Consider the following 21,958-nt stretch of genomic DNA (forward strand, 5'->3'; position numbering starts at 1 on the left):
CCCGCGCCCTGGCCGGCGCCGCCGCCGGGCGCCGGAGCGGCGGGCGTGCGCGGTGAGAACCTCCTGCGGCGTTCCGGGAGACAAGGGGTGTTCATCCCGATTCGAGCTGGAGGAGCGCATGGTGCACCGACGATCGGGCGCCTCGTGAAGGCCGGCCCGGCCGCCCCGTCCGCGACACCGCCCGCGACACCGCCCGGGGCGGGCGCGCTCGCGGACGCCGACGTGATCCGGCTGTCCCTGGACGATCCCGAACGGTTCGCCGAGCTGTTCGACCGGCATCACCGCCGGATCCACCACTACGCCGCGCGGCGCCTGGGCGTGCACGCCGCCGACGACATCGTGGGCGAGACGTTCCTGGTGGCGTTCCGCCGCCGCGCGACCTACGACCTGTCGCAGCCGCTGGCGCGTCCCTGGCTGTACGGGATCGCGACCACCCTGGTGGCCCGGCACCGGCGGGCCGAGGAGCGGCATTACCGGGCGCTGCGGCGCACCGGGACCGACCCGCTGCCCGAGCCGCTGGCGGACGCCGTCACCGCCCGGGTCGCGGCCGAGAGCGAGCAGCGCCGGCTGGCGGGGGCGCTGGCCGGGCTGTCGAGCGGCGACCGCGACGTGCTGCTGCTGGTCGCCTGGGGCGACCTCACCTACGAGGAGGTCGCCCGGGCCCTGGAGGTGCCCGTCGGCACCGTGCGGTCCCGCCTCCACCGGGCGCGGCGCACGGTCCGCCGCGCCCTCGACGCCCCCGCGACGGACGAGCACGACGAATGAGCACGACGGAAGAGAGGCCACCGATGAACGACCTCGACCTGCTCAAGGACCTGCGCCGCGACACCCCCAAGATCACCGCCGCCGCCGCCGACGCGGCACGCGACCGGCTGCGCGCCGAATGGACGCCCCCTCCCGCGCCCGAACACCGCGCCCGTCCCGAACACCGCGCCCGTCCCGGACGGCGCGGACGGGCGACGCGGCGGCTCGTTTCCCGCGCGGCCGTCGCCGGGGCGCTGGGAATCGCGCTCACCGCCGGGATCGGCATCGCGCAGAACGTCGGCGACCCGGGGGACGGCCCCGGCACGTCCGTCGCGGCGGCGGCCGTGCTCGGGGAGCGGGCGGCCCGCGCCGCGGAGGAGGCCCCGTACACGGCGCCGCGCCCGGACCAGTGGATCTACGTCAAGGAGCGGGCCGCGGATTTCAAGGGCGACATGAACACCTGGTGGCACGGCATGGACACCGGGAAGACGAACATGGCCGAGAGCTGGGAACGCGTCGACGGACAGGCGTCGGCCATGTACGTGGGCGACGAGCTGGAAGTCCACACTGCCGGCTGGCGCACGGACGAGACGGGCAAGCGCACCACCTACAAGGACCCCGGGCCCGACATGCAGCGCGTGGTCGACGGGCTGCCGACCGAGCCGGACGCCCTGCTGCGGGCCCTCCGCGACCCGGCGACCCTGGGATACCCCGACCCCGATGGCACGCCGGGCCCGCCGCTGAACGGCAGAGGGGTCTTCGACGCCATCGCCGAACTGCTCCGGCGGCCCCTGCCGCCGGAACTGCGGGCCGCGCTGTACCGGACGCTGCCGCGCATCCCCGGCGTGTCGATGCGTGCCGACGAGACGGACGCCGCCGGACGGCACGGCGTGGCGTTCGCGCACACCTTCGACGGCTGGGCCCGCCAGGTGATCATCCTCGATCCGGACACCTACCGTTACCTCGGCACCCGCTCGCAGGCCGTCCGCGACCACGCGGTGGACGGCGGCGGGACGGTCCGGAAGGGCGCGGTCCTGGAGCTGACCGCCCAGCTCGAGATGCGCGTCGTCGACAAGCCCGGCGCACGCCGCTGACCGCACGCCGCTGACCGCACGCCGCCCAGGACGGGACGCCCGACGCAGGCGTCCCGTCCGCCGTGCCCCGGGCCGGTGACGCCGGCGGGCCCCCGTCCGGCCGAGCGCGCCGAGTCCGCGTCCCCCGCGTGACGCCGCACGGCCGGGCCCGTCCGTACCGCGCACCGCGCCGCGCCCGCATCCGCGTCTCAAGGTCGTCGAGTCTCGTCGGCACCGTCCTCCAGCGGCGCGACGGCGAACCCGCCGCGCCCGTCCGGCCGCACCGACCACAGCTCGTCGAACCCGTCCCCGGGTTCGGGGCGGCGCAGCCGCTTGAGCGTCGCATAGACGCCGACGTCCGGCACCCGGATCTCCGGCGGCCGCAGCGCGTTGCGCCGCATCGACAGGGCGACGTCCGGCGGGAACCAGTAGCCGACGACGCGCGCCCCGCACCGGTGCCCGGCCTCGATCAGCGGCGCCCACTCGTCCGGTGACGGGTTCGTGTTGTCGACGGCGACGTCCCGGCCGTCCGCCAGCGCCTCCGCGACGAGCCGCATCTGCCGGGCCTGCTTCCGGCGCGCCTTGGGGAAGTGGTCCTTGCTCACGTGGACGTGCGTCGCGGCGAGCCGCGCCCGGTAGAACGTCGTCTTCCCGGACGCCTGCAATCCGATCAGCACCGCGACCTCGCCCACGTTCCCATCCTGCCGGGCCTTGTCCGGGGACGGCTCGTGTTCGGGGAAAGCGTTCTTCGCGCCGTCACGGAACCCGCTCGTCGGGAAATTCCGGAGCCATATGGGCGGTCATCGCCGCCTGGGCGAACATGATGTTCGCGCTGCTCGGCGGCCGTCCGGGGCGGGGAGATGACCTCCCGCCATTTTCAATCTATAGCGCACCTGGGGGCTTGCGGCAAGGCCCCGGTGGTGCCGCAGAATCGTCGCCCGAAACCGGAACCTGCGAAAACGGGGGATGCGGCATGCGGGTGCTGTTGTCGACGTACGACTCGCGCGGGGGCGTCGAGCCGCTGGCGGCGCTGGCGGTGCGGCTGCGCGGTCTCGGCGCCGAGGCGGTGGTGTGCGCGCCGCCCGACTGCGCGGACCGGCTGGCCGAGGCCGGGGTGCCGCTGGTGCCGGTGGGGCCGCCCGCCCGCCGGCTGGCGCAGGGGGAACGGCCGTCGGCGGCGGACGTGCCCCGGTTCGCGCGCGACCTGGTCGCGGCGCAACTGGACGGGCTGGCCGCCGCGGCGGACGCGGGGTGCGACGCGATGGTGGTGTCCGGCCTGGTGCCCGCGGCGGTCGGTGCGCGCTCGGTGGCCGAGAAGCTGGGGGCCGCCGCCGTGCACGTGAGTCACTGCCCGATGTTCCTTCCGTCGCCGCACCAGCGGCCGGCGCCGCTGCCGGGCCGTCCGATCCCGCCGGAGGTGACCGGCGCGCGGGAGCTGGACGAGCTGTCCGTGCGGAACCACAACGCGGTGTTCGGCGAGGCGCTCAACGTCAACCGCGCGGCCGCCGGGCTGCCGCCGGTGGGCAATGTCCGCGACTACATGTTCGGCGACCGGCCGTTCCTGGCGGCGGACCCGGTCCTGGCACCGTGGCGGGAGCACGCGGGCCTGGACGTCGTGCAGACCGGCGCGTGGATCCTGCCGGACGAACGCCCGCTGCCGGACGACCTCGAGGCGTTCCTGGGGGCCGGTGCGCCGCCGGTGTTCGTGGGGTTCGGCAGCCTGCCCGCCCCGGCGGACGCGGCCCGCACCGCCATCGGGGCGATCCGGGCGCACGGCCGCCGCGTCGTCGTCGGGCGCGGATGGGCCGGCCTCGCGGCGATCGACGACCGCGACGACTGCCTCACCGTCGGGGAGGTCAACCAGCAGGCGCTGTTCGGCCGGGTGGCGGCGGTCGTGCACCACGGCGGTGCGGGCACCACGACCGCGGCCGCGCGGGCGGGCGCGCCGCAGGTGGTGGTGCCCCAGATCGGCGACCAGCCGTACTGGGCGCGCCGGGTGGACGCGCTGGGCATCGGCGCGGCCCACGACGGTCCGGTGCCGGACTCGGCGTCCCTGTCGGCGGCGCTCGGCAAGGCGCTGGACCCCGGCACCCGGGCGAGGGCGGAGGCCGTGGCCGGGACGGTGCGTGCCGACGGGGCCGAGACGGCCGCGAAACTGCTGCTTGATCTGGTCGAAAACGGACGTACCTGACGGCCTTGTAAAGGTAGTACCTTTGCGGCAAGGTGTGCGTACGCGCCCGCGACCGGCCGGGCGAAACCTAGCGGAGGCGCCGTGGAAGCGATCGAGCCCCAGTACGGGACCGTCACGCTGTTGCTGATAGCGGCCGCCGCCGTGGCGGTGCTGCTGTTCCTGATCATGAAGGTGAAGCTGCACGCCTTCGTGTCCCTCGTCCTGGTGAGCGTGCTGACGGCCATCGCCGTCGGGTTCGAGCCGGGCGACATCCCGGACGTCCTGATGTTCGGGTTCGCCGACACGATCGGCGGCGTGGCGCTGCTGGTGGCGTTCGGCGTCATGCTCGGCCGGCTGCTGGAGGTGACCGGCGGCGCGCAGACGCTCGCGGACACGCTCATCGGCCGGTTCGGCGAGAAACGGGCGCCGATGGCGCTGGGCGTCGCGTCGCTGCTGTTCGGGTTCCCGATCTTCTTCGACGCGGGGCTCGTCGTCTTCGTCCCGATCATCCTCACGGTGGCGCGGCGCTTCGGCGGGTCCGTGCTCTACTACGCGCTGCCCGCGGCGGGCGCGTTCGCCGTGATGCACGCGACCGTCCCGCCCCACCCCGGCCCCGTCGCGGCGTCGAACCTGATCGGCGCCAACGTCGGGCTCACGCTGCTCATCGGCCTCCCGATCGCGGTGGTGGCCTGGTACGTCGGCGTGATGCTGGTCTCCCGCTTCCTCGCGGCGAGGGTGAACGTGTCGGTGTCGGACGTCGTCTTCGGCGAGGTGCGGGACGGGAAGAAGGCGGAGGACGCCGACTGGCGGGCGCCGTCCTTCGGCACGGTCCTGCTCCTGCTGCTCATCCCGCTGGTGCTGATCTCGTTCAACACGGTGCTCACGACGCTCGTCGACACCGGCGTGCTCGCCGAGGGGCAGGCCTGGGTCGGCTACCTGAGCCTGATCGGCATCACCCCGGTGGCCCTGCTGGTCACGGTCATCGCCGCGATCCTGCTGCTCGGCCGGCCCAACGCGCCGATGGCCACCGTCAGCCGGGTCGTCGACCAGGCCCTCGGCCCGGTGTGCGCCATCATCCTGATCACCGGTGCGGGCGGCATGTTCGGCGGGGTGCTGGAGCTCAGCGGCATCGGCGACGCGCTGAGCGGGAGCCTGTCCGACCTCGGCATCTCGCTGATCCTGCAGGCGTTCATCATCGCGACCCTGCTGCGCGTCGCGCAGGGCTCGGCCACCGTCGCGCTGACCACGACCGGCGGGCTGATCGCCGGAGCGGTCTCCGACGCCGGGCTGAGCGACGTCAAGCTGACGCTCCTCGTGATCGCCATCGCGGCGGGCGCAACCGTGCTGTCGCACGTGAACGACTCGGGCTTCTGGCTGGTGAGCCGCCTGTTCGGGATGGACGAGAAGACCACGCTGAAGACCTGGACCGTCCTGGAGACGACGCTCGGGCTGTCGGTGTTCGCGATCGCCGGCCTGCTGTGGATGGTCGTCTGACCCCGCCCGGTCAGGCGCCCGTCCCGCCCAGCCGGCCCATCTCGTCGGCGACCTCGACGCAGATCGCCGTCATCGCGGCCCGCGCGACCTCGGCCTCGCGTCCGGCGACGGCCTCGGCCACCACGAGATGGAGCCGGCGGGCCTCGGGCTTCGGCCGGGACGGCATCAGCCGGTGCAGCGTGCGCCCGCGCAGCACCTCCTCCACGACGTGGGCGAGCCCGGCGAACATCGCGTTCCCCGACGCCTCGAGCAGCAGCCGGTGGTACGCGATGTCGTGATCGAGGAACGTCCCCAGGTCACCGGCCGCGCCCGCCGCCTCCATCGCCGCCCCGAGCTCGACGATCCGGTCCCGCTGCCGGGCGTCCGCGTGCCGGGCGGCGAGCGCGGCGGCGGGCGGTTCGATCGCCGTGCGCAGCTGCGAGAGCTGGTGCAGGTGCGCGTCCCGTTCCGGCCCGCCGAGCCGCCACCTGATCACGGCGCGGTCGAAGGAGTCCCACTCGTCCTCCGGCAGGACCGTGACGCCGGTCCGCCGGCGGCTCGCCACCAGCCGCATCGACGCGAGCACCTGCACCGCCTCGCGGGCGACCGTCCGGGACACGCCGAACTCCTGCTGCACCCACTCCAGGTTGACCTTCGACCCCGGCGCGAGGGCCCCGGAGATGATCAGCGGCCCGAGCTTGGCGAGGACCTCCTCGTGCAGGGTCGGCATGCCCGCCAGCGTACCCGCGGCGCGACGACCCCTTGATCGCGTGGGGCGGGCGCGAACCGGGCCCGTGCGCCGCGTCTCTCCCCCGGGCGGAGACGCCGAAGGCGTCCGGCGGGTGCCGGACGCCTTCGGTCGCGCGGTCGGGGATCAGGCGTAGTCGGGGTAGCCGTAGCCGACGACCTGGCCCTTGTCGCGGGTCTTCTCCTGGACGGAGTTGTCGACGTTGCCCTCGATGGTGCTGATGGTGCCGTCGCCGTTGTCCTTCTCGACGATGCCGACGTGGTCGATGTCGCCGATGTCACCGCCCGAGCCGGCGCTCCAGTCGTAGAACACGACCGCACCGGGCTTGGGCTTGTGGCCCCACGCGCCCTGGTCCTTGAACCAGCTCGCGTGCTGGACGGTGTAGGCGTCCCAGCCCATGTTCTTGACGCCGGTCTGCGAGCCCAGCCAGGACACGAACATGTCGCACCACTGGGCGCCCTTGTAGGCGGCGACGGAGAAGCCGCCGTCGCGGGCCGCGGTCGCCTCGGCGTGCGGCGTCGACACGTACCAGTCGTGGAACTTGGTCATGTCGCCCGGGCCCTCTTCCTCGATGCCGACCTGCTCCTTGGCCAGGTCGATCACCTCGGACGCCTCGACGGCGCGCGGCGCGACCTTCCAGCCCGCGGCCTTGGCCTCGGCGGTCGTCATCGCGCCGGACGCCTCGGACTTCTCCGCCTTCGCGGGGTGCTGCGCCATCGCGACGGCGCCGTCGGCCGAGCCCTGCGCGTCGGTGGCCGCGTCGGCCCCGCCGAGCGGGTGGAAGGCCGCCAGCCCGGCGGTGCCGGCCAGCACCGCGCCGAGGGCGACGCCGACGGCCCGGTCCTCGGGGGCCAGCCGCTTGGCGGCGGCCCGGACGTCGAGGCGCTTGACGGACTCGGTAATACGATCAAAACGACCGGTCATGCAGGGAATCTCCTTGTCTCCCATGGCGCCTACCGGGTTAGCTGACGGATTCGGGCATGGAAGAGCCCTACGGCGCGCTCTGGGCGCGCCGATTCACCCCTGTTGCTCGGGTCCCCGGCTCCGCTCGGCCCTCGTGGGCCCATGCGGACTCGGCCTGCACGCCGCGCGTGCGGCGCTGGATTGTCGGATTCGGTGAGCGACTGCTCTCGAAAGGGCGCGCGTTCCTGGCGCGCGTCGCGTGCGGGATCCGCTCCGCGACGACGGCCGTATCCCTGGCACGGCCGACCGCAGCACTCGTACTGCTGCGAAGTTCAGATTGAAGGTACCAACCATGTCAAGGGAAGCAAACCAGACCAAAATCGATCTCTTCCCTGGTCAAGCACCTTCAAGTACGTACCAACACCCGCCCTCGGGATGTTCTTCCCGATCTTCCCCGCCGTCCCGGGCCCGCCGTCCCGCCCGCGATCGCCGCCACGGCGCGCGGTGGCGTCAGGCGGTGGCGTCGGCGCCTGTCAGACGACGTGTTCGCCTGTACGGAGAAGCGCGGCGGACAAGCTGACAACAACGATCTTCTTGTGGATCCGTGGACGGCGGGTGACGGTGGACTCCGCCATGCACTCGCCATGGCCTTCGCCCCAAGCTCCCGCATCCAGGGGAAACGATGAAGCTGCCCTTCAAGCCCGCCTCGAAGCCGCTGTCGTACGCCGCCCTCGCCGTGGCGGGCCTGCTCGCCCTCCCGGTCGCGACGGCGGGGGCGCCGCCCGCGCGGGCGGCCGCCGCGCTCCCGAGCGTGAACATGGAGGCGACCGTCAAGGCCGCCCAGATCGACCCGCGCAGGGCCGACGACACGCTGACCCCCGGCGCCGAGGCGAGCGTGCTGCTCGTCGAGCGGGCGCTGCGCGACCGGCGCCTGCTCGACGCCAAATGGGTCGACGGGTACTTCGGGACCTCGACGATCGCCGCGTACGCGAAGTTCCAGAAGTCGCTCGGCTACACCGGCCTCGACGCGAACGGGCTGCCGGGCAGGACGTCGCTCACCGAACTCGGCGCCGGACGCTTCCGGGTCACCCGCGTGATCGCGCCGGGCGACCGGGTGCCGATGCGCGGCGTCGTCGTCAACACCCGCACGCGGAGCATGCTGCTCGAGGCGGAGCGGCGGCTCGGCCGCGCGTTCGTCCTCGACCAGGGGTCGTACAACCCCGGCGGCGACCCGACGTCCGCGGGGACGCACGACGGCGGCGGCGCCGTCGACATCTCGGTCGCGGGGATGGACGCCGCCGAACGCACCGCGGCCGCCCGCGAGCTGCGCCGGGTCGGCTTCGCGGCCTGGGTGCGCAGCCCCGCGCAGGGCGACTGGCCGTGGCACGTCCACGCCGTCGCCATCAACGACACCGACCTGTCCACCCGCGCCCAGCACCAGGTCGGCGACTACTACCTCGGCCTGAACGGGCTCGCCGGCCGCGGCCCGGACGACGGCCCGAAGGTGACCATCCGCACCTGGGAGGAGTACCGCCGCCGCTGACCCCCGCCCGCCGGCCCCGCCCGCCGAACCCGCCCGACAGCCAGATTCCGCGAACAGAGGGAGACCAGCATGAGCACGTTCACCCGGATCCTCACCGTGTCCACCGCCGCGATCGCGCTCGGGAGCGCGGCGTCCGTCCTCGCCGCGCCCGCCTCGGCCGCGAGCCGCAACGGCGTCTGCGAGAGCGGCGAGTTCTGCTACTACTACAACAGCAACAACCAGGGCTCCGTCTCGGACTTCACCGGGTCCATCGCCAACTACGGCACCGAACAGCCCTCCTGCTACGAGTTCAAGGGCGCGGGCAACGGCAAGGGCCAGTGCATCAAGAACAACGCCGCCTCCGTGTGGAACCGCAGCGGCAAAACCGTCCGCGTGCACTACAACAGCAACTACGGCGGCGCGTACCAGGACTTCAAAGCGGGCGCCAAGGGCAACCTGAACGCCACCCTGAAGAACCAGAACGCCTCCCACCAGTTCTCGCCGTCGTCGCGGACCAACATGTCGTACGCGCTGTACAAGGCGAGCGGCGGGCGGCTCACCGCCGCGTTCGACGGCTACGAGTCCACGCCCGGACGGCACGAGGGCATCGACTTCGCCCGCGGCGTCGGCTCGGACGTCCACGCCCTCGTCAGCGGCAAGGTCATCTACGTCGCGCGCGGGGCCACCGGCAGCGGCGGGCTCTCCACGATCTCCGTCTACAACGCCTCGCTGAACAAGTCGATCATCTACCTGCACACGGCGCCGCGGTCCGGGGTGAGCGTGGGCGACACGATCAGCCGCGGTGAGATCATCGCGGACGAGTCGTGGCGCGGGGTGTCGTCCAGCTCGGCCGCGCACACCCACGTCGAGATGCGCCCCGGAAGGCGGACGCACGCGGCCAAGAGCGTCGGCGACCCGGTGCTGGACAACCCGAACCCGAACGCCTTCTGGCGCTCGCAGGGCTACAACGTCCGATAACGCCACACGGCAGAAGAGGAAGACGACTGTGTCGACACGAACCGGACGGCTGGTCCCGCGGCTGACCGCGGCGGCCGCCGCGACGGCCCTCGGCGGGGCGATCCTCATCCCGGCGTCCACCGCCTCGGCCGCCAGCCGCAACGGCGTGTGCGAGAGCGGCGAGTTCTGCTACTACTTCAACAGCGGCAACGCGGGATCCGTCTCGGACTTCACCGGGTCCATCGCCGACTACGGCACCACGCAGCCCACCTGCTACGAGTTCAAGGGGCCGGGCAACGGCAAGGGCGAATGCGTCAAGAACGAGGCCGCGTCCGCCTGGAACCGCAGCGGCAAGACCGTCCGCGTCTACTACAACAGCAACTACGGCGGCGCGTACCAGGACTTCAAGCCGGGCGCCAAGGGCAACCTGAACGCCACCCTGAAGAACCAGAACGCCTCGCACCGGTTCCTGAGCTCCACACCGCCGACCGGGTGCAAGACCGACGGCACCCACAGCAAACTGCCCACGACCATCCTGGTGTACCGGGTGTCGCTGAACCGCGTGGACCGGGTCCCGTTCAAGACGTACGTCAAGAACGTCCTGCCCAACGAGTGGGTCCCGAGCTGGCCGCAGGAGTCCCTGCGGGCCGGGGCGGTGGCGGTCAAGAGCTTCGGCTGGTACTGGGCGCTGCACTCGACGCGCAAGACGTCGGACGGCCGGTGCTTCGACGTCTACGACACCACGTCGAGCCAGGTGTACCGGCCGGGCTCGGCGAAGGCGTCGACGAGCGCCGCGGTGGACGCGACGTGGGGCACCCGGATGACCCGGAGCGGGAAGATCATGCAGGCCCACTACTGCGCCACGACGACGGCGTGCGGCGCCTGGGTCAACGGGGACTGGATGTCGCAGTACGGCTCCCGTGACAAGGCCAACGCGGGCTGGAGCCACTCCAGAATCCTCAAGTCCTACTACAGCGGGATCGTCCTCGACTGATCCCAAGGATCACCGGCCCCGGTTCCCCGTCGTGTCGTCCACGGCGGGGAACCGGGGTCCCTGCACGATGACCTGGAAGTTGACCGGGCGGCTTCCGGGAAACGCGACCTTTCCCTCGGCGTCCACCATCTTGAAGCGCACGTAACATAAACCCGGCTTCTTCGGCGTGGCGATGTCCACCCGGATGTCGACCATTTCCCCGGGGCCGGTGTCGTCGATCGGCACATCGGAGATGGTCTGGCATTGGTCGGCGCGCTGCGGGAGGTCGAGGCGGCGCAGCGAATATCCCTCCCACGGCACGGTCCCGGCGTTCTTGATCCGCCACACCTTGGTCACCGTCCCGCGCGCCGGGACGCGCGTGCAGTCGGGCAGCGTGACGTCGGTGATGAAGGCGGCCGCGTCCCCCTCGTGCGCCGGCGGGGCCGGGGGCGGGTTGGTCGCGCGCACCGGGCAGTCGGCCGGGGCCGGCGCGGCCTTCGCGGGGACGACGCCGGACGGCTTCGGGCCGTTCCCGCCCGCCGCGGAGTCGCGGTCGACGACGACCACGATGAGGGCCGCCGACCCGAGACCGGCGGCCGCCGTCGCGAGCGCCGCCGCCACGGCGCGGGTCGGCCGGGGCCGTGCCCGGCCCCCGGTCGCGGGGGCCGCCGGTCCCCCGCCGTCCGCGGCCTCACCGGACGCGGGACTCTCCGGGTCCGGCCGGGGCACGCCGGCGTCCCGGGCGTCGCCGGTCTCGGGGACGGGCGGGACTGGCGCGGCGGCCGCGGGTTCGGGGGGCGGGGCGGACGGGGCGCCCTTGGCGGTCGCGGAGCGGACCGTCCGGTTCGCGCTCTCCCAGCGTTCCCGGTACTCGGACGGGTCGCCGCCGCACGCCTTGACGAACTCGACCGTCGTTCCCCAGCTCGGGAGTTTGTTCCCCTTCGTGGCTTCGTGCAGCGTCGTGTGGGAGATGGCTCCCGACCGTCCGGACATCTCGCGGAAAGGCGGGTTACCGACCGAGTTGCGCAACTCTCGCAGAGCCGCCGCGAAATCCGCGATCGCCGCCTGTGCACGCTTGTCGCCCACCGGGTGAAGCTAACAGCGCCCATGGCCGTCCCTCAAGCCCGAACCCGTATCGGCGGGGTCCGGGACAAGGCATAACGGTTTCGGCCACATGAAGGATCAGTGGCCCGAAAGAACCCGCACGTCAACGGCGGTGCCGCGAGGAAGGCGTCCGGGATCGGCATTGTCGGCCGAAACGGAAGAGGGATGTCGGAATGGGTACGGAATTGAGACCGAACGGGGAAGCGGCACGGTGGCGGGTCCGCGCTGCTCTGAGCAGATCCGCCGTGGGCAGATCGGGCCGTGGGCAGTGCCTCCCGCACCGCACAGTGAAGTCATGAGCGAGGAACAGAAAATCCCGTTGTTCAACGAACGGGTACGCAACGAGCTCTACCGGCAGCGCGTCCTCGTCCTCGACGGCGCGCTCGACGACGACAACGGCACGCTGCTGGCGACGCAGCTGATCACCCTCGCGCGGGAGGACGCGGCGGCCGACATCTCCCTGTGGATCCACTCCCCCGGCGGGTCGGTGCCGTCCATGCTCGCCATCCGCGACGTCATGCGGCTCGTCCCGTGCGACGTGTCCACCCTGGTGCTCGGCATCGCCTACAGCGCGGGCCAGTTCCTGCTGTCGTCCGGGACCCGCGGCAAGCGCCGCGCGATGCCGCACGCCCGCGTGCTGATGCACCAGGGCTCCGCCGGGATCGCCGGGGCCGCCGTCGACATCGAACTCCAGGCCGGCGACCTGCGCCACACCCGCGACACCGTCCTCGGGCTCATCGCCGAGGACACCGGCCAGCCCCTCGACCGGGTCTTCGAGGACTCGCTGCACGACCGCTGGTACACGGCGCGGGAGGCGCTCGAGTACGGGTTCGTCGACGCGATCGTCGGCGACTTCGACGAGATCGCGCCCGCCGCCCGCCGGCCCGCCGGGCTCCGCCGCGAGGGAGACGTCCGATGAGCACCTACACGATCCCGAACGTCATCGCGCAGCATCCCCGCGGCGAGCGGATCATGGACGTCTACTCGCACCTGCTCACGGAGCGGATCATCTACCTCGGCACCGGCATCGACGCGGGCGTCGCGAACGCCCTCGTCGCGCAGCTGCTGTACCTGGAGTCCGACAGCCCCGAACGCGACATCCAGCTCTACATCAACTGCGAGGGCGGCGACCCGAGCGCGATGCTCGCCGTGTACGACACGCTGCGCTACATCCGCCCGCAGGTCGCGACGACGTGCGTGGGGCAGGCGGTCGCCGTCGGCGCCGTGCTCCTCGCCGCGGGGACGCCCGGCAAGCGCGCCGCGCTGCCGCACACCCGGGTCGTCCTGCACCAGCCGATGGGGCAGGGCCGCGGCGCGATCCCGGACCTCATCCTGCAGGCGGACGAGGTCGTCCGCGTGCGCGCGGACATCGAGGACATCCTCTCCCGGCACACCGGCCAGGACACCGCGACGCTGCGCGCCGACACCGACCGCGACCGCGTGTTCACCGCGGAGGGGGCGCTGGAGTACGGCCTCATCGACCACGTGATCGAGGAGCGGCAGCCGGCCCCCGCGTAGGCCCGCCAGGGCCCCGGGGCCCGCCTATGCGGCCAGGGCGTACGCGGCCCGGCAGGTGGGGCTCGCCGGAGCGGACCCGGCCCGCGCCGTTCCCGCCGGGACGGTCCGGGCCGGGACGGCCAGGAGGGTCGTCGCGACCGCGAGCGTCAGATCGGCGAGCGTCGTGTCCAGGGCGCCCGCGACCGCGGCGATCATCTCGCTCGACGGCTCCTTGACGCCGCGTTCGATCTCGGAGAGGTACTGCGGCGAGACCCCCGCGCGGCGGGCGGTCTCGACCAGGATCTCGCCGCGCTCGAGGCGCAGGCGGCGCAGGCACGAGCCGAGCGCGTCGCGCCACAGCGGCTCCGCCGCCGGGCGCGTCGAGTCCGGCTCGCGCGGCGTCTCGTCCGATCGGGTGCTCTCGGCCATGCGCACATCGTAAGTCGGCGGCGCCGCCGTGCCCACGCGTTCCGCCCACCGCTGAACGGCCGGGGACGGACGCGGCGGCCCGGCGGACGCACCGGCGATTTCCCCGATCACCCTCGACAGCACCGACCACGTCCTCGCCACCCGCAACGGGCAGCACGTCATCACCGCCTGGCTGCGGTGGCACCTGGCCGACGAGGGGTTCCGCCGCGCGGCCGCGGTCAGGTGTAGGCGATCAGGCGGCCGCACACGATCACGAGCGGCCAGGTGGTGAGGGAGACGAGGGCGGCGGCGCGGGCGGACGGCGGGGGCCGGACGCCGTCGTCCCAGTCGCGGACGGTGCGGAAGACGCCCGTGTGGAAGAGCAGGATGTTCAGGCCCGCGGCGCCGATGAGCAGGACCTTCACCTGGAACGCGGTGTTGTGCGCGACCAGCGTGGCGTTCGCCGAGAACAGCAGGAGCCCGGTGGCGGCGGCCACGGCGAACCCCGCGCGGGACCACGGGAGGGTGTGCCGGGCCAGGGCAGCGACCGGGAGCCGCCGGGAAACGCCCAGCAGCCGCAGATCGAAGATCGCGATGGCGCCGAACATCGCGGCGATGCCGACGAGGTGGGCCGACGCGGTCAGCGCGTACGTCCACCGGCCGTCCCGGACGGCGGCGGCCGGGGCGGTGGCCTCCAGCCAGGTGAGGACGCCGTCCAGGGTCATCGGCCCGCCCGGCGGGTGCGGAGCCGGATCAGGCCCGCGACCAGGCCCGCCGCCACCAGCGCGCCCCCGCCCAGCAGGAACACCGGCGGGTCGTCCGCGCCGGTCGCCGCCGGGCCGCCCGCCCGCCCCGGCGTGCTCCGGGCGCCCGGCGCGGACGAGCGGGAGCGTGCGGCGTCGAGGCAGCGGTCCACGATGCGGGTGATCGACCCCCGGTACCGGTGGGCCCCCGTGCCCGTGTAGATCATCTGGACGCGCAGTTCGCCCGCGTACTCGTCGCCCTCGGCGTCGCACCGGCGGTAGACGATCGCCGCGACCTCGTCCCCGGTGTTCGGGCGTCCGGACAGGTCGTTCAGCGTGCCGGTGATGTCGGGCGGCAGGAGCAGCTCGCGGACCTGCCCCGCGCCCTCCGGGACGGGCGGGCCGCTCCACGCGTCGTGCCCGCGCAGCCGCTCGGCGCCGGGCAGCCGGGACGGGACGGCCAGGTCCGCCGGAACCTCGATCCGCAGCCGCGCGTGGGGGAACCCGTACCGCGCCTGGATCACCCGCCCGCGCAGGTAGAGCGGCCGGCTCGCGTCGTAGCTGCCGCCGCCCCCATGGTGCGCGAGCATCCCGTGCGACATGAGGAAACCGACGATCATGCGTGTCCTCCCGTGTGAGTCTCCCTCTTACTACTGAGGCGCACATAAAGGAACGCGAAAGGCCCCTAGGGTTCGGGGTGACGTCACCCTGCGACGGTCTGTTCGAGCGTGCCGAGCGCTACCTCGGCCCCGTGACGCACGCCGAGCCGCCGGACGTCCTCGGGTACGACCGCGGGTTCGCGATCGGCTTCCACCGGCACCCCCCGATGACCGCCCCGGGACTCCTTTCGTCCACGACGATGACGGCACCGATCTCTACCGGGAGTCGGCCGGCGTCAGGGGTACACGACGCGGTACCAGTGCGCGGGCTCGTCCTCGAGCTGTTCCAGCCGGACGCGCGTGCCGCCGGGGCTGTCGAAGAGGCGCACGCCGTCCCCGAGGAGCACGGGGGCGACGAAGACGAGCACCTCGTCGAGGATCCCGGCCTCGATGCACTGGCGGGCGACGTTCGCGCCCAGGATGTTGACGTAGCGGTCGCCGGCGGCGGCCCGGGCCTCGGCGACGGCGGTGCGGAGGTCGCCGACGAAGGTGATCCCCGGGACCGGCTCGGCCGGGGGCCGGTGCGTCAGGACGAACATCGGCCCGTCGTACTGCCCGCCGAACGCGCCCTCCTTGTCGGTGCCCTCGTTCGGGTCGCCGCCGCCGAAGGTGCCGTTGCCGGCGATGATGGCGCCGATCCGGTCGACGAGCCCTTCGGCCGCCGGGTCGGGGTCGGCCAGGTGCTCCGTCAGCCAGGACATGTCCCCGCCCGGTGCCGCGATGAAGCCGTCGAGCGACATCGTCGCCGAGTACAGGAGCTTTGCCACGGTTCTTCCTTTCGTCATGGTCGAGAGGTCCGACCGGGCGGGGAGCCCGAACTCATCGGGCCGCCACCGGAGGACCGCCGCACCCCGTCGCCGCCGCCCGCGCGATGCAGCCGCACCCGCAAATGCACGTTCTGCGACGTTCGTCATGAAGGCGGCGGTTGCCTGCTGTGCCACAATGGCCCGCGTAGGCGACGGCGGAACGAGGAAGCCGGTGTGAATCCGGCGCGGTCCCGCCACTGTGATCGGCGAGCGGACCCCGAACACGCCACTGCCCCTCCGGGGGCGGGAAGGCCGGGGCGAGCGACGACCCGAGAGCCAGGAGACTCACGCGGTCGCCTCCTCATGGGAACTGGGGCGGATCTCCCCAGAGAGGAGAGGCTGACATGCCCGTGGGAATCCCGGTGGTCCGGGGTCGCGGCGGACGCGCGCCCGCGTTCGTGCTCGCGTTGCTGCTCTTGGTGTCGGGCTGCGGCGGGTCCGGCCCGTCCGCGGACGGACCGGACGGGCCCGTCCCGCCCGGCTTCCCGGTGACGATCGAGAACTGCGGCGTCACGACCACCTACGAGCGCCCGCCGCGGCGCGCCGTATCGCTGAACCAGCACGCGACCGAGGTGATGCTCGCGCTCGGCCTCGAACGGTCGATGGTCGGCACCGCGTTCCCCGACGACGCCGTCCTGCCGGAGTTCGCGGAGGCGTACGGCGGGATCGAGGTGCTCGCCGACGAGTACCCGTCGTTCGAGGTCCTGCTGGCGGCCGAGCCCGACTTCGTGTACGGCGGCTGGGCCAGCGCGTTCGCCGAGAACGACGGGCGGAGCCGCGCGGCCCTGCGGAACGCCGGCATCGGCACGCACCTCAACATCGAGGAGTGCCCGGACGGTCCGGTGACGATGGCGACGGTCGAGGAGGAGATCCGCACCGTCGCGAAGATCTTCGGGGTGCCCGCCCGCGCCGAGGAGCGGATCGCGTCGATGCGCGCCGTGCTGCGGCGGACCGCGGACGCCCTGGCGGGCGCCGACCCGCTGAAGGTCGCCGTGTACGACAGCGGCGACCGGACCGTCCTCACCTCGGGCGGCGCCGGGATCGGCAACGAGATCATCCGGCTCGCGGGCGGCGCCAACCTGTTCGCCGACCTCGACGACGCCTACGGGGACGTCTCGTTCGAGCAGTTCGCCGAACGCGCGCCCGAAGTGATCGTCATCTACGACTACGGCGACCGGCCGGTCCGGGAGAAGAAGAGGTTCCTGCTGGACAACCCCGCTCTGCGGGACGTGCCCGCGATCAGGAACGAGCGGTTCGCGGTGCTGCCGCTGTCGTCGACGGTCACGGGGGTGCGGGTGGCGGACGCGGTGGAGACGCTGGCCCGCCAGCTGCACCCGGACCGCTTCGCGTGACCGGACACGCGGGACGGGCCGCGCTCCCCCGCGTGCGCGCGCCGTACCCGCTCGTCCTGGGCCTGCTCGGGGCGCTGCTGCTCGGGACCGCGACGGCCGGGGTCGCCGTCGGGTCCGTCGGCATCCCGCCCGGCGACGTGTGGGGCGTCCTCCTGCACCGGCTCCACCCCGCGCTGGCGGCCGCGGACTGGACGCCCGCCCGCGAGACGATCGTGCTCGACGTGCGGCTCCCGCGGGTCGTCCTGTGCGGGGTCGTCGGCGCGGGCCTGTCGGTGTGCGGCATGGCGCTGCAGGCGATCGTCCGGAACCCGCTCGCCGACCCGATGCTGCTCGGGGTGTCGTCCGGCGCGTCGGTCGGGGCGGTGCTGGTCGTGGTGTTCCACGTGTCCTGGTTCGGGATGTTCACGCTGCCGCTGGCCGCGTTCGGCGGCGCCCTCCTCGCCCTCGTCCTGGTGTACGCGCTCGCCCGCTCGGGCGGCCGGATGACGACCGTGCGGCTCGTCCTCGCGGGCGTCGCGACGGCCGAGGTGCTGTCGGCCGTCGCGAGTTACCTCGTCATCACCTCGGACGACCCGCACGGCGCCGAGTCGGCGCTGCGCTGGATGCTCGGGGGGCTGGGCGGCACCACCTGGACGGTGCTGTGGATCCCGGCGGCCGCCGTGCTGGCCGGGACCGCGATCCTGCTCGGGCTGTCCCGCCCGCTGAACCTGCTGCTGGCCGGGGAGGAGGCCGCGACGGCGCTCGGCATGGACGTGCACCGGTTCCGCGCCGCGCTGTTCGTGCTGGTCGCACTGATGATCGGGACGATCGTCGCGGTCAGCGGCGCGATCGGGTTCGTCGGGCTGATCATGCCGCACGCGGTCCGGCTGCTGGTCGGCGCCGACCACCGCCGCGCGCTCCCGGTCGTCGCGCTGCTCGGCGCGTCCTTCCTGATCGCCGCCGACCTGGCCGCGCGGACCCTGGTCAGCCCGGAGGAGATCCCCGTCGGCATCCTCACCGCCCTCGTCGGCGGCCCGGTGTTCCTGTACCTGATGCGGCGGAAGGCGGCCCGGTGACCGCGAGGGGCGCGCCCGGGACGCTCGAGGCCGAGGCGGTGTCGGTCGTGCTCGGCGGCCGGACGCTGGTCGACCGCGTGTCCCTGGTCGCGGCGCCGTCCCAGGTCGTCGGTCTCATCGGGCCGAACGGCGCGGGCAAGTCGACGCTGCTGCGCACGTTCTACCGTGCGCTGCGCCCGGCATCCGGACGGGTCCTGCTGGACGGCGACGACGTGCGGCGGGTCCCCGGGCGGCGGCTCGCGCGGCGGCTCGCGGCCGTCCTGCAGGAGGCCCCGGGGGACTTCGAGCTGACCGCGTACGACGTCGTCGCCATGGGCCGCACCCCGTACAAGCGCGCGTTCCAGGGCGACGACGCCGCCGACCGCGAGATCGTCCTCGCCGCGCTCGCCGAGCTGGAGGCCGCGGACCTGGCGGACGCGCCGTTCGACCGGCTGTCGGGCGGCGAGAAGCAGCGCGTCCTCATCGCCCGCGCGCTCGCGCAGCGCACCGGGACCCTGGTGCTGGACGAGCCGACCAACCACCTCGACCTGCGGCACCAGATCGACGCGCTCCGGCTCGTCCGCCGCCTCGGCGCCACCGCCGTCATCGCGCTGCACGACCTCAACCTCGCCGCGGCGTACTGTGACCGCGTGCACGTGCTGGACGGCGGCCGGACGGTCGCCGCGGGGACGCCCGCCGAGGTGCTCACCCCGGACCTGCTCGCCGCCGTGTACCGCGTCGACGCCGAGGTCACCGAGCATCCCCGCACGGGCGTCCCGCAGATCACGGTCCTGCCGGAGTGACCCGGACGTCCCGGACGCGGAGGGCCGCGCGGCCCGCCCCGGTCACCCCGGGGCGGGCCGTGCGCCCTCGGCGGGGCCGCCGCCGCGGTTCCCCGGAGGCCGGTTCGGCTCGACGGCCCGGTGGACCAGCTCGGCGAGGTTGTAGCCGACGATGCTCGCGACGTCGGCCAGCCCGGGGGTGCTCACGATGGCGTTGGCCTCACCGGTGCTGAGGCTGCGGTGCCAGCGGGTGTCCGCCTTGGGCTTCTCGTTGTTCCAGTAGGGCCGCGCCTTCTCCACGAACTTCTCCGCCTCGGCCCGCGCGGGCCCGTCGAGCCGTCCGATGTGCTCGTCGAGCTGCTCCTTGCCGACGTACGGCACGAAGGAGCTCCAGTTGCCCCCGGCGTCGTGGATCCGGCTGTTGTCCGGCTTGTCCCGCAGCGGCAGGTGGAGGAAGGCGGCCAGGCGTTCGAGGTGGCGTTCCGGGCGCGCCATGTAGCCCTCGTAGCGCACCACCATGTGCGGGAGCCCGTGCGTGTTCACCGTCCGGAGCGCGTCGACGTAGGTGTTCCGCCAGATGCCCGCCCCCTGCCACAGCGGTTCGCCCGTCCGGTTGCGGTGGCTGATCGCGAAGGCGATCGGGTTCCGCGCGGTGAGGATCACGCTGATCGGGTTCCGGGTCGCCGGGTCGGCCCGCTTCTGCTCGACGGCCCGCCGGAGCCAGGCGACGTACTTGCTGCCGTCGAGGATCGCCGAGGCGCCCAGCGACCGCGCGAACTCCTCGTGCATGCCGAGGATGTCGTCGTAGGTCACCCGCTCGCGGAGCGCGTCGGTGAAGTGGCCGCACTCCCGGCCGAGCAGGGAGCAGGGGCCGCAGATCGTCCCGGCGTCCTGATGGCTGAACCCGGGGAGCTGGGTGAAGTTGTTCAGCTCGCCCACGTAGTGGGCCTTCTTGATCCGGGTCGTCACGTCGCGTCCGATCAGCGTCGACCCCGAGAACAGGGTGCCGAGGACGAAGACGGACGCCGGAGGCCGATCCGGCGTCTTGGGGAGCCGGGAGCGGATGTTCAGGAGCCTCCCGGGCACGGCCGGAGCTCCTTGCGTCTCAGAGTTCATGCGTCTCAAAGTTCATGTTCACGCCCACGGTGACGACGAGTGGCTTCCTGCGCCCTTTCACCCCGGTCGGCGCCGGTGGGCGGCGCCGCGGCACGAGCAGGACACCCCGCACATTGTGCCGGTCGCCGCCGCGGGCCGCGCACGGCGCTCGAGGTGGGCGGCTGTTCAGGCGGTGATCACGCGGGCGTCACCCGGTGCACGGGCGGGCGCTGCGGCCGGCGTCGAGGGTGGTGGCCGCCTCGGCGCGGTGCCGGGGCGGAAGGAGGAGCGCAGATGAGGATGTGGCGGAAGGCCGCGGCGGGATGCGCGGCGGCCGTGCTCGCGGGCGGTATCGCGGTCCCGGCCGAGGCCGGGGAACGGCGCGGGACGAGGTTCGACCTGCAGGCGCACCGGGGCGGCCTCGGGCTCGTGGCGGAGAGCACGACGGCGGCGTTCGCGAACGCGCTGGAGCTCGGCGTGAGCACGCTGGAACTGGACGTGCAGATCACCGCGGACCGGCGCGCGGTCGTCACCCACGACCGGCGGGTCGCCGCGCACAAGTGCCGGGACACCGGCCCCGCGTTCCCCGGCGACCCCGAGTACCCGTACGTCGGCAAGTACGTCAAGGACCTGACGCTGCGGCAGGTGCGGACGCTGGACTGCGGGTCGCTGACGCTGCCGGAGCACCCCGGCCAGCGGCCCGTTCCGGGGGCGCGGATGCCGCTGCTGAGCGAGGTGTTCGACCTCGTGCACCGGTACCGGGCCTACGGGGTGAAGCTCAACATCGAGACGAAGGTCGAGGCGGGGGCGCCGCACGAGACGGCGCCGCGCGAGCAGTTCGTCCGGATCACGGCGCACGAGGTGCGCAGGGCGCGGATGCTGCGGCAGGTGACGATCCAGAGCTTCGACTGGGGCGCGCTGATGCGGATGCGGGAGGTGGAGCCGCGGCTGGAGCTGGTGGCGCTCACCAACTACGACTTCCTGCAGACCGGGCGGCCGGGACGGTCGCCGTGGCTCGGCGGCATCGACATCGACGACTTCGGCGGCGACCCGCTGAAGGCGGTGAAGTCGTTCGGCGCGTCCGCGTTCTCGCCGGTGCACGGCTTCCCGCAGAACGGCAAGGTCACCGACCCCGGCTACCGGCCCTACGTCACCGCGGACATGGTGCGGCGGGCGCACCGGCTGGGGTTGAAGGTGGTGCCCTGGACGGTCAACGACCCGGCCACGATGGACAAGCTGATCGACGACGGCGTGGACGGGATCATCACCGACCGGCCCGACCTGCTCCGCGCGGTGATGGACGACCGCGGGTTCAGGCTGCCGAAGCGGTACGAGGCGCGCGGGCCGCACCCCCGGTAGGGCGTCCTCGGCGGTTGACGCGAGCGGGTAGTTTGCTGCTGGCCGTGCCCGGCCCGCATCATTCGTTGTCTTGAACCGTTCGCATTTGTGAAGTTAGGTTGGCGCCATGACCGCATCCCAGACCCCGAACGCCGCCCAGGAGCTGCGCGGTGCCGGCCTGCGGGTGACGGCGGCGCGCGTGGCGCTGCTCGAGACCGTCCGGGCCGGCGACCACCTCGGTGTCGAGGCGATCGCGTCGGGGGTCCGCGACCGTGTGGGCCACATCAGCCTGCAGGCGGTGTACGAGGCCCTGCACGCGCTGACCGCGGCGGGTCTCGTGCGGCGCATCGAGCCCGCCGGGAGCCCGGCGCGGTTCGAGGGGCGCGTCGGCGACAACCACCACCACCTGGTGTGCCGCCGGTGCGGCGCGGTCAAGGACGTCGACTGCGCCGTCGGGCACCCGCCGTGCCTGGACCCGGTCGACGACTCGGGATACCTGGTCGACGAGGCCGACGTGACGTTCTGGGGGCTGTGCCCCAGGTGCCGGGCCGCCTGACGGCCGGGCCGGCCCGCGCGG

Annotated in this window: 23 protein-coding genes and 2 riboswitches; of the genes, 14 read left to right on the forward strand and 9 right to left on the reverse strand. The window is 73.3% G+C overall.

The window, feature by feature from the left end; all coding sequences use genetic code 11:
- Window positions 1–144: 144 nt before the first annotated feature.
- Window positions 145–765, forward strand: a complete 621-nt coding sequence (locus ACFQ11_RS14280) for an RNA polymerase sigma factor (RefSeq protein WP_378298778.1) — start codon at window positions 145–147, stop codon at window positions 763–765.
- Window positions 762–1,838 carry a CU044_5270 family protein gene (locus ACFQ11_RS14285; protein WP_378298779.1) on the forward strand — a complete coding sequence of 359 codons (1,077 nt, stop codon included), beginning with the start codon at window positions 762–764 and terminating at the stop codon, window positions 1,836–1,838. Before ACFQ11_RS14280 ends, ACFQ11_RS14285 begins: the two co-directional genes overlap by 4 nt.
- Before the next feature lie 188 nt (window positions 1,839–2,026).
- Here the strand turns inward: ACFQ11_RS14285 and ACFQ11_RS14290 are convergent, their stop codons facing one another.
- A complete protein-coding gene (locus ACFQ11_RS14290) occupies window positions 2,027–2,509 on the reverse strand; it encodes an AAA family ATPase (protein WP_378298780.1) in 483 nt (160 codons plus the stop codon).
- 281 nt (window positions 2,510–2,790) lie between these two features.
- Here ACFQ11_RS14290 and ACFQ11_RS14295 point away from each other — a divergent pair, with 281 nt between their 5' ends.
- Entirely contained in the window at window positions 2,791–4,008 is a 1,218-nt protein-coding gene (locus ACFQ11_RS14295; RefSeq protein WP_378298781.1) for a glycosyltransferase, read from the forward strand.
- Window positions 4,009–4,089: 81 nt separating this feature from the next.
- On the forward strand, window positions 4,090–5,481 hold the full coding sequence (locus ACFQ11_RS14300) for a GntP family permease (RefSeq protein WP_378298782.1): 1,392 nt from the start codon (window positions 4,090–4,092) through the stop codon (window positions 5,479–5,481).
- A gap of 10 nt (window positions 5,482–5,491) precedes the next feature.
- Here ACFQ11_RS14300 and ACFQ11_RS14305 read toward each other — a convergent pair whose 3' ends face one another.
- Both ACFQ11_RS14305 and ACFQ11_RS14310 read right to left on the reverse strand, forming a co-directional pair.
- Entirely contained in the window at window positions 5,492–6,190 is a 699-nt protein-coding gene (locus ACFQ11_RS14305) for a FadR/GntR family transcriptional regulator (protein ID WP_378298783.1), read from the reverse strand.
- 144 nt (window positions 6,191–6,334) lie between these two features.
- A complete protein-coding gene (locus ACFQ11_RS14310; protein ID WP_378298784.1) occupies window positions 6,335–7,132 on the reverse strand; it encodes a CHAP domain-containing protein in 798 nt (265 codons plus the stop codon).
- 12 nt (window positions 7,133–7,144) lie between these two features.
- Window positions 7,145–7,272, reverse strand: a riboswitch (cyclic di-AMP (ydaO/yuaA leader).
- A 521-nt stretch (window positions 7,273–7,793) separates the two neighbouring features.
- On the opposite strand from ACFQ11_RS14310, the gene ACFQ11_RS14315 reads away from it, so the two are divergent.
- The 3 genes from ACFQ11_RS14315 (at window position 7,794) to ACFQ11_RS14325 (ending at window position 10,584) form a co-directional block, all read left to right on the forward strand.
- The gene (locus ACFQ11_RS14315) at window positions 7,794–8,654 is read left to right on the forward strand and encodes a peptidoglycan-binding domain-containing protein (RefSeq protein WP_378298785.1); all 861 of its coding nucleotides are present in this window, start codon (window positions 7,794–7,796) and stop codon (window positions 8,652–8,654) included.
- A 69-nt stretch (window positions 8,655–8,723) separates the two neighbouring features.
- Entirely contained in the window at window positions 8,724–9,611 is an 888-nt protein-coding gene (locus tag ACFQ11_RS14320) for a peptidase inhibitor family I36 protein (protein ID WP_378298786.1), read from the forward strand.
- 28 nt (window positions 9,612–9,639) lie between these two features.
- Window positions 9,640–10,584 carry a SpoIID/LytB domain-containing protein gene (locus tag ACFQ11_RS14325; RefSeq protein WP_378298787.1) on the forward strand — a complete coding sequence of 315 codons (945 nt, stop codon included), beginning with the start codon at window positions 9,640–9,642 and terminating at the stop codon, window positions 10,582–10,584.
- 9 nt (window positions 10,585–10,593) lie between these two features.
- Here the strand turns inward: ACFQ11_RS14325 and ACFQ11_RS14330 are convergent, their stop codons facing one another.
- Complete coding sequence (locus tag ACFQ11_RS14330) at window positions 10,594–11,649, reverse strand: NBR1-Ig-like domain-containing protein (protein WP_378298788.1); 1,056 nt, start codon at window positions 11,647–11,649, stop codon at window positions 10,594–10,596.
- Window positions 11,650–11,962: 313 nt separating this feature from the next.
- Between ACFQ11_RS14330 and ACFQ11_RS14335 the strand changes: the two genes are divergently transcribed.
- Complete coding sequence (locus ACFQ11_RS14335; protein WP_378298789.1) at window positions 11,963–12,586, forward strand: ClpP family protease; 624 nt, start codon at window positions 11,963–11,965, stop codon at window positions 12,584–12,586.
- Entirely contained in the window at window positions 12,583–13,185 is a 603-nt protein-coding gene (locus ACFQ11_RS14340) for a ClpP family protease (protein WP_378298790.1), read from the forward strand. The genes ACFQ11_RS14335 and ACFQ11_RS14340 overlap by 4 nt, the downstream gene beginning before the upstream one ends.
- A gap of 24 nt (window positions 13,186–13,209) precedes the next feature.
- Here the strand turns inward: ACFQ11_RS14340 and ACFQ11_RS14345 are convergent, their stop codons facing one another.
- The 4 genes from ACFQ11_RS14345 to ACFQ11_RS14360 form a co-directional block, all read right to left on the reverse strand.
- On the reverse strand, window positions 13,210–13,593 hold the full coding sequence (locus ACFQ11_RS14345) for a helix-turn-helix domain-containing protein (protein WP_378298791.1): 384 nt from the start codon (window positions 13,591–13,593) through the stop codon (window positions 13,210–13,212).
- A 218-nt stretch (window positions 13,594–13,811) separates the two neighbouring features.
- Window positions 13,812–14,297: a DUF6644 family protein gene (locus ACFQ11_RS14350; RefSeq protein WP_378298792.1), complete on the reverse strand. Its 486-nt coding sequence runs from the start codon at window positions 14,295–14,297 to the stop codon at window positions 13,812–13,814.
- Entirely contained in the window at window positions 14,294–14,935 is a 642-nt protein-coding gene (locus ACFQ11_RS14355) for a hypothetical protein (RefSeq protein ID WP_378298793.1), read from the reverse strand. Before ACFQ11_RS14355 ends, ACFQ11_RS14350 begins: the two co-directional genes overlap by 4 nt.
- 275 nt (window positions 14,936–15,210) lie before the next feature.
- A complete protein-coding gene (locus tag ACFQ11_RS14360) occupies window positions 15,211–15,741 on the reverse strand; it encodes a dihydrofolate reductase family protein (protein ID WP_378298794.1) in 531 nt (176 codons plus the stop codon).
- A gap of 143 nt (window positions 15,742–15,884) precedes the next feature.
- Window positions 15,885–16,087, forward strand: a riboswitch (cobalamin riboswitch).
- A 37-nt stretch (window positions 16,088–16,124) separates the two neighbouring features.
- On the opposite strand from ACFQ11_RS14360, the gene ACFQ11_RS14365 reads away from it, so the two are divergent.
- Genes ACFQ11_RS14365 through ACFQ11_RS14375 form a run of 3 tightly spaced genes read left to right on the forward strand, consistent with a single transcriptional unit; the run spans window position 16,125 to window position 18,969 of the window.
- The gene (locus ACFQ11_RS14365) at window positions 16,125–17,132 is read left to right on the forward strand and encodes an ABC transporter substrate-binding protein (RefSeq protein ID WP_378298795.1); all 1,008 of its coding nucleotides are present in this window, start codon (window positions 16,125–16,127) and stop codon (window positions 17,130–17,132) included.
- A complete protein-coding gene (locus ACFQ11_RS14370; protein WP_378298796.1) occupies window positions 17,129–18,187 on the forward strand; it encodes a FecCD family ABC transporter permease in 1,059 nt (352 codons plus the stop codon). The genes ACFQ11_RS14365 and ACFQ11_RS14370 overlap by 4 nt, the downstream gene beginning before the upstream one ends.
- On the forward strand, window positions 18,184–18,969 hold the full coding sequence (locus ACFQ11_RS14375) for an ABC transporter ATP-binding protein (protein WP_378298797.1): 786 nt from the start codon (window positions 18,184–18,186) through the stop codon (window positions 18,967–18,969). Before ACFQ11_RS14370 ends, ACFQ11_RS14375 begins: the two co-directional genes overlap by 4 nt.
- Before the next feature lie 42 nt (window positions 18,970–19,011).
- On the opposite strand, the gene ACFQ11_RS14380 is transcribed toward ACFQ11_RS14375, so the two are convergent.
- Window positions 19,012–20,034, reverse strand: a complete 1,023-nt coding sequence (locus ACFQ11_RS14380; RefSeq protein ID WP_378298798.1) for a hypothetical protein — start codon at window positions 20,032–20,034, stop codon at window positions 19,012–19,014.
- A gap of 303 nt (window positions 20,035–20,337) precedes the next feature.
- Here ACFQ11_RS14380 and ACFQ11_RS14385 point away from each other — a divergent pair, with 303 nt between their 5' ends.
- Complete coding sequence (locus ACFQ11_RS14385; protein WP_378298799.1) at window positions 20,338–21,402, forward strand: glycerophosphodiester phosphodiesterase family protein; 1,065 nt, start codon at window positions 20,338–20,340, stop codon at window positions 21,400–21,402.
- Between the two features lie 106 nt (window positions 21,403–21,508).
- Window positions 21,509–21,937 (forward strand): Fur family transcriptional regulator, encoded by a 429-nt coding sequence (locus ACFQ11_RS14390; protein ID WP_378298800.1) that lies wholly within the window; start codon window positions 21,509–21,511, stop codon window positions 21,935–21,937.
- Window positions 21,938–21,958 lie beyond the last annotated feature (21 nt).

Origin of the sequence: Actinomadura sediminis (assembly GCF_042675525.1) — a bacterium.
GTDB lineage: Bacteria > Actinomycetota > Actinomycetes > Streptosporangiales > Streptosporangiaceae > Spirillospora > Spirillospora sediminis.